The sequence below is a fragment of the Microbacterium sp. UBA3486 genome, assembly GCF_002377845.1.
Classification (GTDB): Bacteria; Actinomycetota; Actinomycetes; order Actinomycetales; family Microbacteriaceae; genus Microbacterium; species Microbacterium maritypicum_A.
The window spans coordinates 16,348-28,991 of sequence record NZ_DFQP01000035.1 but is presented as its reverse complement, the minus strand read 5'-3'; the positions used below and the strand labels follow the sequence as shown (position 1 = coordinate 28,991).

The window sequence follows — 12,644 nt, the reverse complement described above, 5'->3', positions numbered from 1 at the left end:
GAGCACCCGCATGCCCGACAGCACGATCCCCTCGCCCGCCTCCCAGACTCTCAGTCGCGGCATCCGCATCCTCGAGGTACTCGCCGATGCCCGTGGCCCCCTGACGATCGACGAGATCGCGTCCCGTCTCGGTGTGCACCGCTCGATCGCGTATCGTCTGCTGCGCACGCTCGAAGACCACGGGCTGGTCACGCGCGACGCCTCCGGAGCCGTGAATCTCGGGGCGCGCATGGCAGCACTCGCGGCCGGGGTCGCGCACGACCTGCAGGCCGAGGCGCTTCCCGAGCTCACGGCGATCGCCAACGAACTCGGCATGACATGCTTCCTCGCCGTCCTCGACGGCACCGAGTGCATCACGCTGGCCAGCGTCGAGCCTCGGCACGCGGTCGCGAGCGTCGCCCAACGCCCCGGCGCCCGGCACCCGGTGTCGGTCGGCGCCCCCGGGAAAGCGATCCTCGCGCAGGTGCCGGTCGCGGAGTGGCCGGAGGAGGTTCCCGCATCGCTTCCTGCCGACGTCGATGCGGCGCGTGCCCGCGGCTATGCGACGAGCCACGACGAGGTCATCCCCACCGTCCAGTCCGTCGCGGTCCCGCTCACCCTGCGCGGACAGCGCCCGGCCGCGATCGCCGTCGTGCACGTGGCAACAGACCTCGACGATGCCGAGATCGCCGCGCGACTCCGACAGGCGGCGTCCGACATCCGCGACGCTCTCGACGGCTGACGCGCGCGCAGCCCTCGAGACGAAGCTCCCGCCGCGGTTCCTGTCGTCGCCGTATGGCAGACGACAGGAAGCGCGACGGGAGCACGTCATGCCATCCGCGCGGGATCAGGCCTTGGCGAGTCCGTAGATCGGGCTGACGGACTGCTCCTCCTCATGATCCGGTCCGAGCGGGATGCCCGAGCGGTCGCGGAGCAGCAGGGTCGCGACGAGACCCAGTACGGTCATTCCGGCCAGATACCAGGTGACGGCCCCCGTCGAGCCGGTCGCCTTCACGATGGCCGTCGCGATCGTCGGGGCGAACGCACCGCCGGCGATGGCGCCGATCGCGTACGAGATCGAGACACCGGAGAACCGGATGCTCGCGGGGAACAGCTCGGCGTACAGCGCCGCCTGCGGACCGTAGGTGAATCCGAGGCCGATCGTGAGGATCGCCAACCCGGCGAACAGCAGGCCGATCTCGCCGGTGTTGACCAGCGGGAACAGCGTGAACACGCCGACCAGCTGCAGCGCCCAGCCGACGATGTACGTCGTGCGGCGGCCGATGCGGTCGGACAACCACCCCGCGAGGAGCGTGGTGAGCAGCCAGGTGACCGCAGATCCGGCGACCGCCCAGAGCACGGGGCCGCGCTCGAGGCCGATGGGGCCGGCGGGGTCCGTGGCGTACCCCTGGATGTATCCGCCCGTGGTCATGTAGCCCACGGCGTTGTTGCCGGCGAACACGAACGCGGCGATGATCACGAGCAGCAGATGCTTGCGGAACAGCTGCGCGATCGGCATCCGCGCCTTCTCCTTGCGCGCGGCGAGCTCGGTGAAGACCGGGCTCTCCTCGACCTTGCGGCGCACGTAGTACCCGACGAGGATCAGCACCACGCTGAGCAGGAATGGCACACGCCAGCCCCACGCGAGGAACTGGTCGCCGGGGGCGATCACCGTCATGAGCGCCATCACACCGGAGGCGAGCAGGAGGCCGAGAGGCACGCCGATCTGCGGGGACGCGCCGAAGATGCCGCGCTTCTTGCGGGGCGCATGCTCGACGGCCATCAGCACGGCACCGCCCCACTCACCGCCTGCCGAGATGCCCTGCACGATGCGCAGCAGCACCAGCAGGATCGGCGCCATCAGTCCGATGGTCTCGTAGGTGGGCAGGATGCCGATGAGGGCGGTGGCCGCCCCCATCAGGATCAGCGTCCACATCAGTACGGCCTTGCGCCCGAGCTTGTCGCCGTAGTGGCCGGCGAGGAAGGCGCCGAGGGGACGGAACAGGAAGCTGACGCCGACCGTGGCGAAGCCGATCAGGGCGCTGTTCTCGCCGAGCGGGGCGAAGAAGAGCTGACCGAACACGAGCCCGACGGCCGTCGCGTAGATGAAGAAGTCGTACCACTCGACCGTGGTGCCGACGACGGTGGCGAACACGACACGGCGCCGATCGGCCGCTGTCGCGATGGTTCCGGTGGGCGTGAACCCAGCCTGTGACTGCCCACTCATGGGGTGTCTCCTTTGGTTGTGACCGCATTGTCACGGCGTGCAGCGGAGCGGATCCGAAGTGCTTGCCGAGGGGTGAACCGATGATATATGATTTCGAATACGACGCACAAGGCGTCACGCACGACATCGCAGACGAGCGCAAGGAGGCGCCCCGTGACGGCCCCCATCACCCGCCCCGGCAAGATCATCGCGATCCACCTGAGCTATGCCTCGCGCGCCGACCAGCGCGGCAGGCGCCCTGCCTCCCCTTCCTACTTCTTCAAGCCGGCCAGCTCGGTCGGCGTCTCCGGTGGCACCGTCGAGCGCCCCGCCGGCACCGAGCTGCTCGCCTTCGAGGGCGAGATCGCTCTCGTGATCGGCACTCCCGCCCGCCGGGTCTCGCTCGACGACGCCTGGGACCACGTCGGCTGGGTCACCGCCTCGAACGATCTCGGCCTGTACGACCTGCGCGCGAACGACAAGGGCTCGAACGTCCGCTCCAAGGGCGGCGACGGATACACGCCGCTCGGCCCCGACCTCATCGACGCCCGCACGGTCGACCCAGCCGCCCTCCGGGTGCGCGCCTGGGTGAACGGAGAGCTCCGTCAGGAGGACACCACCGCCGGCCTCATCTTCCCGCTCGCGCAGCTCGTGGCCGACCTGTCCCAGCACTTCACGCTCGAGCCCGGCGATGTGATCCTCACCGGCACTCCCGCCGGTTCTTCGGTCATCGTCCCTGGCGACGTCGTCGAGGTCGAGGTGGATGCCCCGGAGGCCCCCGGCGCTCCGACCTCGGGCCGTCTCATCACCACCGTCACGCAGGGCGAGACGCCCTTCGACGGCGACCTCGGATCGCTCCCCGCCGTCGACGACCTGCAGCGTACAGAAGCGTGGGGCTCTCGCGAGGAGGCAGGCCTGCCTCCCCTCGAGAAGACGCACGGGCTCTCCCCCGAACTGCGCGCCCAGCTCCTCGAGGCGCCGACGGCCGGTCTGTCGGCGCAGCTCCGCAAGCGTGGACACCACTCCTGCTTCATCGACGGCGTGTCCGTGAACATCCCCGGCAGCAAGATCGTCGGCACCGCGAAGACGCTGCGCTTCGTGGCGTTCCGCGAAGACCTCTTCGCCTCCCACGGCGGCGGCTACAACGCCCAGAAGCGCGCGTTCGACGCCGTGGAAGAGGGCGAGATCATCGTGATCGAAGCCCGAGAGGATGCCACGACCGGCACCCTCGGCGACATCCTCGCCCTGCGCGCGAAGGTCCGCGGAGCGGCCGGAGTCGTCACCGACGGGGGCGTCCGCGACTTCGACGCCGTGGCCGAGATCGGTCTCCCCGTGTTCTCCCAGGGCGCGCATCCGTCCGTTCTCGGCCGCAAGCACGTGCCATGGGATGTGGACGTCACGATCTCCTGCGGCGGCGCGACCGTGCAACCGGGCGACATCATCGTCGGCGACAGCGACGGCGTGATCGTCATCCCCCCGGCTCTGGCCGTCGAGGTCGCGGCGAGCGCCGTCGCGCAGGAGATCGAAGACGCCTGGATCGCCGAGCAGGTGGCCGCCGGCCACCCCGTCGACGGGCTGTTCCCTCTGAACGCCGAGTGGCGCGCCCGCTACGAGGAGGCCATCTCGGACCGGAGCGCCGGCGATCGGAGCGCACGATGACCACGACGGCGGCCAGCAAGTCCGAGGTGGCCTACGAGTGGCTCCGCTCCCGCATCACGGGTCATATGTTCAGCCCTGGATATCGTCTGGTGCTGGGATCCATCGCGGACGACCTCCAGATGAGCGTCGTCCCGGTGCGCGAAGCCATCCGCCGCCTCGAAGCCGAAGGACTCGTGACGTTCGAGCGCAACGTCGGCGCACGCGTGACCCTCGTCGACGAGAGCGAGTACGCCCACACCATGCAGACGCTCGGCCTCGTCGAAGGCTGCGCCACCGCGCTCTCCGCTCCCCTTCTCGACGACGCCGCCCTCGATGAGGCCACCCGCATCAACGAGCGAATGGCGCAGATGCTCGACCAACTCGACGCCCACGCCTTCACCGAGCTCAACCGCCAGTTCCATTCGGTGCTGTTCGAGCCGTGCCCCAACCCGCATCTGCTCGATCTCGTGCACCGCGGCTGGTCGCGGCTCTCCGGCATCCGCGACACGACGTTCGCGTCGATCCCCGGACGCGCCCAGCACTCGGTCGAGGAGCACACCGAGATCCTCGATCTCATCCGCGCGGGTGCCGACCCTCTCGAGATCGAACTCGCCGCCCGCAACCACCGCTGGCGCACCATGGACGCGTTCCTCGACGCGCTGCACGCCCGTTCCACCCAGACGACTTCCGACCAGACGACTTCCGACCAGACGACTTCCGACCAGACGACTTCCGACCAGACGACCGGAGAATTCTCATGACCGATTCGCGCATCCCCGCCGACCTCCCCGACCACATCCAGCACTACATCGACGGCGCATTCGTCGACTCCGTCGATGGAGACACGTTCGACGTGCTCGACCCGGTCACCAACCAGGCGTACACGACGGCCGCAGCGGGCAAGAAGGCCGACATCGAGCTCGCCGTCGCCGCCGCGAAGCGCGCGTTCGACGAGGGCCCCTGGCCGCGCATGCTCCCCCGCGAGCGGTCGCGGGTGCTGCACAAGATCGCCGACATCGTCGAGTCGCGCGATGCGCGTCTGGCCGAGCTCGAGTCGTACGACTCCGGCCTCCCGATCACGCAGGCACTGGGTCAGGCCCGTCGCGCCGCCGAGAACTTCCGCTTCTTCGCCGACCTGATCGTCGCGCAGTCCGACGACGCCTTCAAGGTGCCAGGGCGCCAGATGAACTACGTCAACCGCAAGCCGATCGGCGTCGCCGGGCTCATCACGCCGTGGAACACGCCCTTCATGCTCGAGTCGTGGAAGCTCGGTCCCGCGCTCGCGACCGGCAACACGGTCGTGCTGAAGCCTGCCGAGTTCACGCCGCTCTCCGCTTCCCTCTGGGCAGGCATCTTCGAGGAGGCGGGGCTGCCGAAGGGCGTCTTCAACCTCGTGAACGGCCTCGGCGAAGACGCGGGCGACGCGCTCGTGAAGCACCCCGACGTGCCGCTCATCTCCTTCACGGGTGAGAGCTCGACCGGACAGCTCATCTTCGGCAACGCCGCACCGTTCCTCAAGGGGCTGTCGATGGAACTCGGTGGCAAGTCGCCCGCCGTGGTCTTCGCCGACGCCGACCTCGAGGCCGCCGTGGACGCCACGATCTTCGGCGTCTTCTCCCTCAACGGCGAGCGCTGCACGGCCGGATCCCGCATCCTCGTCGAGCGCTCGATCTACGAGGAGTTCGTCGAGCGCTACGCCGCTCAGGCGAAGCGCGTCAAGGTCGGCTACCCGCACGACCCCGCCACGGAGGTCGGTGCCCTCGTTCACCCCGAGCACTACGAGAAGGTGATGAGCTACGTCGAGATCGGCAAGACCGAGGGCCGCCTCGTCGCCGGCGGCGGTCGTCCCGAGGGTTTCGAGGAGGGCAACTTCGTCGCGCCGACCGTGTTCGCCGACGTCTCCCCCGACGCCCGGATCTTCCAGGAGGAGATCTTCGGACCCGTCGTCGCGATCACGCCGTTCGACTCCGACGAGGAGGCGCTGTCGCTCGCGAACAACACCAAGTACGGACTCGCCGCCTACATCTGGACCAACGACCTCAAGCGGGCGCACAACTTCGCGCAGTCGGTCGAGGCCGGCATGGTGTGGCTGAACAGCAACAACGTGCGCGACCTCCGCACCCCGTTCGGCGGCGTGAAGGCCTCGGGTCTCGGTCATGAGGGCGGCTACCGCTCGATCGACTTCTACACCGACCAGCAGAGCGTGCACATCACGCTCGGGCCCGCCCATAACCCGACCTTCGGCAAGAACTGACCCACTGTCTCGTTCCGGTCGCACTCTCCGCCGCCCCACCGACGCGGATGCGACAGAGAGTGCGACCGGAACCTCACGCAAGGACGCTGACATGACACACCGCGACGACATGACCCTGACCTCCTCCGGCTTCTACGTCTCCCAGGAGGCGCCGATCCGCTCCGAGAACCCCATCGCGACGCCGCAGAGCTCGCCGCCGGACATCCTCCGGTGCGCGTACATGGAGCTCGTGGTCACCGACCTCGCGGCCTCGCGGCAGTTCTACGTCGACATCCTGGGCCTGTACGTGACCGCGGAGGACGACGAGGCGATCTACCTGCGCTCGACCGAGGAGTTCATCCACCACAATCTGGTGCTGCGCAAGGGACCGATCGCCGCCGTGGCCGCCTTCTCGTACCGGGTCCGCACGCCGGAAGACCTGGACCGCGCCGTCGAGTTCTACACCGAGCTGGGCTGCGATGTCCGCCGGAACGAGGACGGCTTCGTCACGGGCATCGGCGACTCGGTGCGCGTCGTCGACCCGCTCGGCTTCCCCTACGAGTTCTTCTACGCGACCGAGCACGTCGAGCGGATGTCGTGGCGCTACGACCTGCACATCCCCGGCGAGCTTGTGCGGCTGGACCACTTCAACCAGGTCACCCCCGATGTGCCGCGGGCCGTGGGGTTCATGCAGGATCTCGGATTCCGCGTCACGGAGGACATCCAGGACGATGAGGGCACCGTCTACGCCGCCTGGATGCGCCGCAAGCCCACGGTGCACGACACGGCCATGACCGGCGGCGACGGCCCCCGCATGCACCACGTGTGCTTCGCGACCCACGAGAAGCACAACATCCTCGCGATCTGCGACAAGCTCGGCGCGCTCCGCCGCTCCGACTCGATCGAGCGCGGCCCCGGGCGTCACGGCGTCTCGAACGCCTTCTACCTCTACCTGCGCGACCCCGACGGCCACCGCGTCGAGGTGTACACGCAGGACTACTACACGGGCGACCCCGACAACCCGGTCATCACGTGGGACGTCCATGACAACCAGCGTCGCGACTGGTGGGGCAACCCCGTCGTCCCGTCCTGGTACACGGATGCCTCGCTGGTCCTCGACCTCGACGGCAACCCGCAGCCGGTCGTGGCCCGTACCGACGACTCCGAGATGGCGGTCACGATCGGCGCCGATGGTTTCTCGTACACGCGTGCGGACGACGACAAGGACATGCCCGAGTACAAGCAGGGCGAGTACAAGCTGGGCCACCAGCTCTAAGGGGGCACGGATGCTGTCAGCAGAGACGATCACGCAGATCGCGGCGGAACTCGCGCAGGCCGACCGCACGCACTCCGTGATCCCGCGCATCACGGCTCGGTACCCGGAGGCCACGGTCGAGGACTCCTACGCGATCCAGGGGGTCTGGCGCGACTCGCAGATCGCCGCGGGCCGTCGACTCGTCGGTCGCAAGATCGGATTGACCTCGAAGGCGATGCAGCAGGCCACGGGCATCACCGAGCCGGACTACGGGGTGATGTTCGACGACACGGTCTACGACTCGGGAGCCGAGATCCCGGTCGACCACTTCTCGAACGTGCGCATCGAGGTCGAGCTGGCCTTCGTGCTGAAGACCCCGCTCGAGGGCCCCGACTGCACCCTCGACGATGCTCTCGCGGCGATCGGCTACGCCGTCCCCGCGCTCGAGGTCCTGAACTCGCACATCGAGCTCGAGGGCCGCACGATCGTCGACACGATCAGCGACAACGCGGCGTACGGCGCGATGGTGCTCGGCACCGTGCACAAGCGCCCCGATGAGATCGACCTGCGCTGGGTTCCCGGTGTCCTCTCCCGCAACGGCGAGATCGAGGAGACCGGTGTCGCCGCCGGGGTGCTCGGTCACCCGGCCACCGGGGTCGCGTGGCTCGCGAACAAGTTCCATCAGCACGGCGCGCGTCTCGAGGCTGGAGAGATCATCCTGGCAGGATCGTTCACACGCCCGATGTGGGTGTCGCGTGGCGACGAGGTGCTGTGCGATTACGGACCGATGGGAACAATCGCATGCCGCTTCGTCTAGCCCCTTCGTTCCGCGAGCAGATCGCGGACTCCGATCGCCCCTTCGTGGGCATGTGGGTCTGCTCCGGCAGCCCGCTGCTCGCCGAGGTCGCCGCGGGGTCGGGACTGGACTGGCTGCTGATCGACATGGAGCACTCGGCGAACACGCTCGAGTCCGTGCTCGTGCAGCTCCAGGCCGTCGCCGCGTACCCGATCGCCCCGCTCGTGCGGGTGCCGTCGAACGACACCGTCGCGATCAAGCAGATCCTCGACCTCGGAGCGCAGAACCTGATCGTGCCGATGGTCTCCTCCGCAGTCGAGGCCCGCGCCGCCGTCGCGGCCACCCGCTACCCGCCCGAGGGCGTGCGCGGAGTGGGCAGCGCCCTCGCCCGCAGCGCGCGCTGGAACCGTGTCGATCGCTACCTGCAGGAATCGGCGCAGCACATCTCGCTCACGGTGCAGATCGAGACGGCGGCGGGCGTCGAGGCCGCAGCCGACATCGCCGCGGTCGACGGCGTCGACGCGGTTTTCGTCGGCCCTTCCGATCTGTCCGCGTCGATGGGCCTGCTCGGCCAGCAGACCCACCCCGAGGTCACGGCCGCCGTCGAGAAGGTCTTCGCCGCGGTCAAGGCGGCAGGTAAAGCCGTCGGCGTCAACGCGTTCGACCCGGCAACCGCCGACGCCTACTTCGCCGCCGGTGCCGACTTCGTGGCCGTCGGGGCGGATGTCGCTCTGCTCGCACGGGCGTCCGAGGCTCTGGCCGCGCGCTTCATCGCCACCGACGACTCCTCCCGCGCCAGCTACTGACCTTTTCGAATCGCGCACGTGGGTGTGTCCAGGACCTGGATGCAACCGTTTGCGCGATTCGAAGGACTCCCGCCCGTGGCAGGATAGCCGGGTGCACAGGAGCGAGGTCGTGAGGTGAGCCGCGGGCTCGCCGCGATGCAGGACCGCAACTTCCGCTGGTTCTTCCTCGCCCGGGCGATCACGATGATCGCCGGGTCGATGTCCTCGATCGCCCTCGCCTTCGCGGTCCTGGAGATCGACAACGACGCGCGATCGCTGTCCTTCGTGCTCGCCGCCTTCACGGTGAGCAACATCGTGTTCGTGCTGTTCGGCGGCGTGATCGCCGACCGACTCCCCCGGGCGCTGATCATCCAGGCCTGCTATGTGGTCGACATCCTGTCGATCGGCACGATCGCCGCGCTCCTGTTCACGGGCAACGCCACGATCCCGCTCCTCGTGATGCTCTCGATCGTCAACGGCGCTTCGACGGCGTTCGTGCTGCCGGCGATGCAGGGCATCATCCCGCAGCTCACGACTCCCGAGCATCTGCAGCAGGCGAACGCGATGCTGTCCTTCGTGCGCTCAGCCGTGACCATCGGCGGCCCGATCATCGCGGGCATCCTGGTGGCGACCGCGGGCCCGGCCTGGGCGATGGTCGTGCAGGCGACCGGATGGGTGATCGCGATCCCGGTGCTGGCCCTGGTGAAGCTCCCTCCCCCGTCGCACGCGGGCGGCACCACGATGTTCCACGACCTCCGCATCGGATGGCGGGAGTTCTGGAGTCGCTCGTGGCTGTGGACGATCGTGCTGGCCTTCATGGTCATGAACGCCATCCACGTCGGCGCCTGGGGTGTCGTGGGCCCGTACATCGCGAAGAACAACGATCTGCTCGGCATCACCGGATGGGGCTGGGTCGTGAGCGCCGAGGGCGCCGGTGTGCTGCTGATGACGCTGCTGCTGATGTGGTTCCCGCTGCGACGACCGCTGCGCTACGGCATGATCGGCATGGCCGCCTTCGCGATCCCCGTGACGATCCTGGGCGTGCACCCCGCGGTGGTCCTGCTCGCCATGGCCGCGTTCATCGCGGGGGCGGGGGCCGAGGTCTTCAGCACGGGGTGGAACCTCGCGATGATGGAGAACATCCCCGGCGAGAAGCTCTCCCGGGTGTCGAGCTACGACATGCTCGGCAGCTTCGTCGTGATGCCGATCGGCACGCTCGTGTACGGCTGGCTGATCACGCATGCCGACCCCGCGACCGTGCTCATCGCCTCGGGTGCCGTGTACGCGGTGATCGCGCTGGCCACCCTGATGGTGCCGAGCGTCTGGCGGATGGGACGCCCGGAAGCCGCGACGATCTCCGCGTGAACTAGCGGATTCATAGCATCGACCGCGAGACTGTCGGCATGACCTTCGCCGCGCTCCAGCCCCTCGCCGATCGTGCCGCCCTCTTCGTCGCACTCCGTCAGGATGCTCTCTCCGCCGCCGCCGATGCCCTCGGCGAGCACCGCTGGGACGCGGACCTGGCTGCCGGCACGCTGACCTTCACGGCCGACGCCGATCCGTCCCGCCAGCTCGTGGCCCGCGCGCACCTGATCGCGACGATCGCACCGGGACCCCGGTCGCTGCTGTGGGCCTGGGCACACCCGAGCGGCGACCCGCAGGGAGTCGCCGCTCAGCTGCACGCATACGGCAATGAGCACGGCATCGCCGAACTCACCACCGCCGAGGTCGCGTTCCCCGCCGAGGTCTCCGGCGACGACGAATGGATCGCCCAGGCGGCCCACACGGTCGGCGGCGTCGCGGTGGAGCTCACCGGGCGTTCCCCCTACTATTCCGCCCCGGTCGGCAACGGAACGCGGGCGGTCTTCCTGCTCGACGCTCCGCTCGCGCCGCTCACGGTGGCCGATGCGGTCATCGCGCTCCCCCGCGTGCTCTCCGCCGCCGTCCTGCCCGATGCACGCACGGCGGTCTGGGACCTCGCCCGCCTCGCGGGCTGGACGCTCACCTGGACCGATGAGGCGTTCTCCGGGGCGACGGTGTCGGATGCCACGGGAACCGCGACGTTCCGCTTCGACGAGCAGGCCCGCATCAGCGGGATCGAGAGCACACTGCACAATCAGGGGTGATCGGGCACGCTCAGGGGTGATCCGCCCTGGATGTGTGGGATTCTGGGCGCATGAAGAACGGAATCGTCCGGTTCGCCGCGCTCTACGTGTTCGACGTCGCCGTGCTGCTGCTGATCGGCCTGCTGCTGCCCGGTGTGTCGGTCGGTCTGAACGCGCTGTGGGCGTCCGTCATCCTGACTCTCGCCGCCCTGTTCGTGAAGCCGCTGCTCGCCGGGGCCTTCCGCACGTCGGCCGCGAAGTCGGCCGCCGAGCGCACCAGGACCGGCGAGAAGGTCGTGCAGTACGTCCTGGTGTATCTCGTCGAGCTCATCATCTGGGTGCTCACGGTGTGGCTGAGCGGCGTGCGTGCCTCCGGCTTCTGGGCGTTCGTGCTGCCGCCGCTCGCACTGCTGTTCGGCTGGATGATCTACGACCAGATCGACGATCGACTGCGGGCGAAGGCGGGCGAGATCTACGATTCGGTGCAGGCACGCGTGCAGGGAGGCGCGAAGGCCCCATCCTCCGCGCCCGCCGCGCCGCCGGAGTCGCCGGAGACCCGCGCCGCCCGCGACGAGCTCCGTGACGGGCTGACGCCCGAGCAGCGACGGATGCTCGACGAACTGGGCTGATCCGGGCGGTACGCGCCCGGAACGAGGAAAGGCGCCCTCCCGTCACCGGGAGGGCGCCTTTCCTGCGCGAAGGGTCGTCGTCAGAGCGACCGTTCGGCCGCTTCCACGACGTTGGTCATGAGCAGCGCGACCGTCATCGGGCCGACACCTCCCGGGTTCGGGGAGATGTAGCCCGCCACGTCGGCGACATCGGGGGCGACGTCGCCGAACACGAGGCTCTTCCCCGTCTCCTCGTCGGTCTCGCGCGTCACACCGACGTCGAGAACGGCCGCGCCGGGCTTCACGTCTTCCGCGCGGATCAGGTGCTTCACGCCGGCCGCGGCAACGATCACGTCGGCCTCACGCAGGTAGCGCGGCATGTCGACGGTGCCGGTGTGCGTGAGGGTGACCGTGGCGTTCAGGTCGCGCCGGGTGAGCAGCAGTCCGATCGAGCGTCCGATCGTGACGCCGCGCCCGACCACCACGACATGCTTGCCCTTGAGGTCGTAGTCGTTGCGCAACAGCAGTTCGATGACCCCGCGCGGCGTGCATGGCAGCGGCGTGTGGATCGGGCTGTTGACGTTCAGCACCAGGCGCCCGAGGTTGGTCGGGTGCAGGCCGTCGGCATCCTTGGCCGGGTCGATCCGCTCGAGAATCGCGTCGGTGTCCAGATGCTTCGGCAGCGGCAGCTGCACGATGTAACCGTGGCAGGCCGGGTCGGCGTTGAGCTCGTCGATCAGCGCTTCGACGTCGGCCTGGGTCGCTTCCGCCGGCAACTCGCGCTGGATCGAGTTCATCCCGATCGCCTCGGATTGCCGATGCTTCATACCCACGTACAGCTGCGACGCCGGGTCGGCGCCCACGAGCACGGTGGCGATCCCGGGCGTCACCCCCTTGCTCTTCAGCGCGGCGACGCGCTCGGTGAGCTCGGCCCGGATCGCGGCCGAAGCCGCCTTCCCGTCGAGGATCTTCGCGGTCATGGTGTCTTCCTTACGTCGTCACCGCCGAGTGCACGGCTTCCTGTCGAGTGCACGGCTTC

12 protein-coding genes are annotated in these 12,644 nt (G+C 68.9%); 10 read left to right on the top strand and 2 right to left on the bottom strand.

Annotation, left to right across the window (positions count from 1 at the left end; genetic code table 11):
• Positions 1 to 10 precede the first annotated feature (10 nt).
• Positions 11 to 721: an IclR family transcriptional regulator gene (locus tag B2869_RS04240; protein WP_167253342.1), complete on the top strand. Its 711-nt coding sequence runs from the start codon at positions 11 to 13 to the stop codon at positions 719 to 721.
• A 105-nt stretch (positions 722 to 826) separates the two neighbouring features.
• Here B2869_RS04240 and B2869_RS04235 read toward each other — a convergent pair whose 3' ends face one another.
• Positions 827 to 2,206 carry an MFS transporter gene (locus tag B2869_RS04235; RefSeq protein WP_021198824.1) on the bottom strand — a complete coding sequence of 460 codons (1,380 nt, stop codon included), beginning with the start codon at positions 2,204 to 2,206 and terminating at the stop codon, positions 827 to 829.
• A gap of 153 nt (positions 2,207 to 2,359) precedes the next feature.
• Here B2869_RS04235 and B2869_RS04230 point away from each other — a divergent pair, with 153 nt between their 5' ends.
• From B2869_RS04230 to B2869_RS04190, 9 genes are all read left to right on the top strand, one after another.
• A complete protein-coding gene (locus B2869_RS04230; RefSeq protein ID WP_292763162.1) occupies positions 2,360 to 3,844 on the top strand; it encodes a fumarylacetoacetate hydrolase family protein in 1,485 nt (494 codons plus the stop codon).
• Positions 3,841 to 4,584 carry a GntR family transcriptional regulator gene (locus tag B2869_RS04225; protein WP_292763160.1) on the top strand — a complete coding sequence of 248 codons (744 nt, stop codon included), beginning with the start codon at positions 3,841 to 3,843 and terminating at the stop codon, positions 4,582 to 4,584. The genes B2869_RS04230 and B2869_RS04225 overlap by 4 nt, the downstream gene beginning before the upstream one ends.
• Complete coding sequence (hpaE, locus tag B2869_RS04220; RefSeq protein ID WP_292763158.1) at positions 4,581 to 6,077, top strand: 5-carboxymethyl-2-hydroxymuconate semialdehyde dehydrogenase; 1,497 nt, start codon at positions 4,581 to 4,583, stop codon at positions 6,075 to 6,077. The genes B2869_RS04225 and hpaE overlap by 4 nt, the downstream gene beginning before the upstream one ends.
• A gap of 91 nt (positions 6,078 to 6,168) precedes the next feature.
• Positions 6,169 to 7,332 (top strand): 3,4-dihydroxyphenylacetate 2,3-dioxygenase, encoded by a 1,164-nt coding sequence (gene hpaD / locus B2869_RS04215; RefSeq protein WP_292763156.1) that lies wholly within the window; start codon positions 6,169 to 6,171, stop codon positions 7,330 to 7,332.
• Positions 7,333 to 7,342: 10 nt separating this feature from the next.
• The gene (locus B2869_RS04210; protein WP_292763154.1) at positions 7,343 to 8,128 is read left to right on the top strand and encodes a 2-keto-4-pentenoate hydratase; all 786 of its coding nucleotides are present in this window, start codon (positions 7,343 to 7,345) and stop codon (positions 8,126 to 8,128) included.
• Positions 8,113 to 8,913: an HpcH/HpaI aldolase family protein gene (locus tag B2869_RS04205; protein WP_292763152.1), complete on the top strand. Its 801-nt coding sequence runs from the start codon at positions 8,113 to 8,115 to the stop codon at positions 8,911 to 8,913. The genes B2869_RS04210 and B2869_RS04205 overlap by 16 nt, the downstream gene beginning before the upstream one ends.
• A gap of 114 nt (positions 8,914 to 9,027) precedes the next feature.
• On the top strand, positions 9,028 to 10,257 hold the full coding sequence (locus B2869_RS04200; RefSeq protein WP_292763150.1) for an MFS transporter: 1,230 nt from the start codon (positions 9,028 to 9,030) through the stop codon (positions 10,255 to 10,257).
• Positions 10,258 to 10,295: 38 nt separating this feature from the next.
• Positions 10,296 to 11,018: a DUF6882 domain-containing protein gene (locus tag B2869_RS04195; protein ID WP_292763148.1), complete on the top strand. Its 723-nt coding sequence runs from the start codon at positions 10,296 to 10,298 to the stop codon at positions 11,016 to 11,018.
• A gap of 50 nt (positions 11,019 to 11,068) precedes the next feature.
• Positions 11,069 to 11,626 carry a hypothetical protein gene (locus B2869_RS04190; RefSeq protein ID WP_292763146.1) on the top strand — a complete coding sequence of 186 codons (558 nt, stop codon included), beginning with the start codon at positions 11,069 to 11,071 and terminating at the stop codon, positions 11,624 to 11,626.
• Between the two features lie 80 nt (positions 11,627 to 11,706).
• On the opposite strand, the gene B2869_RS04185 is transcribed toward B2869_RS04190, so the two are convergent.
• The gene (locus tag B2869_RS04185) at positions 11,707 to 12,585 is read right to left on the bottom strand and encodes a bifunctional methylenetetrahydrofolate dehydrogenase/methenyltetrahydrofolate cyclohydrolase (protein ID WP_021198834.1); all 879 of its coding nucleotides are present in this window, start codon (positions 12,583 to 12,585) and stop codon (positions 11,707 to 11,709) included.
• Positions 12,586 to 12,644 lie beyond the last annotated feature (59 nt).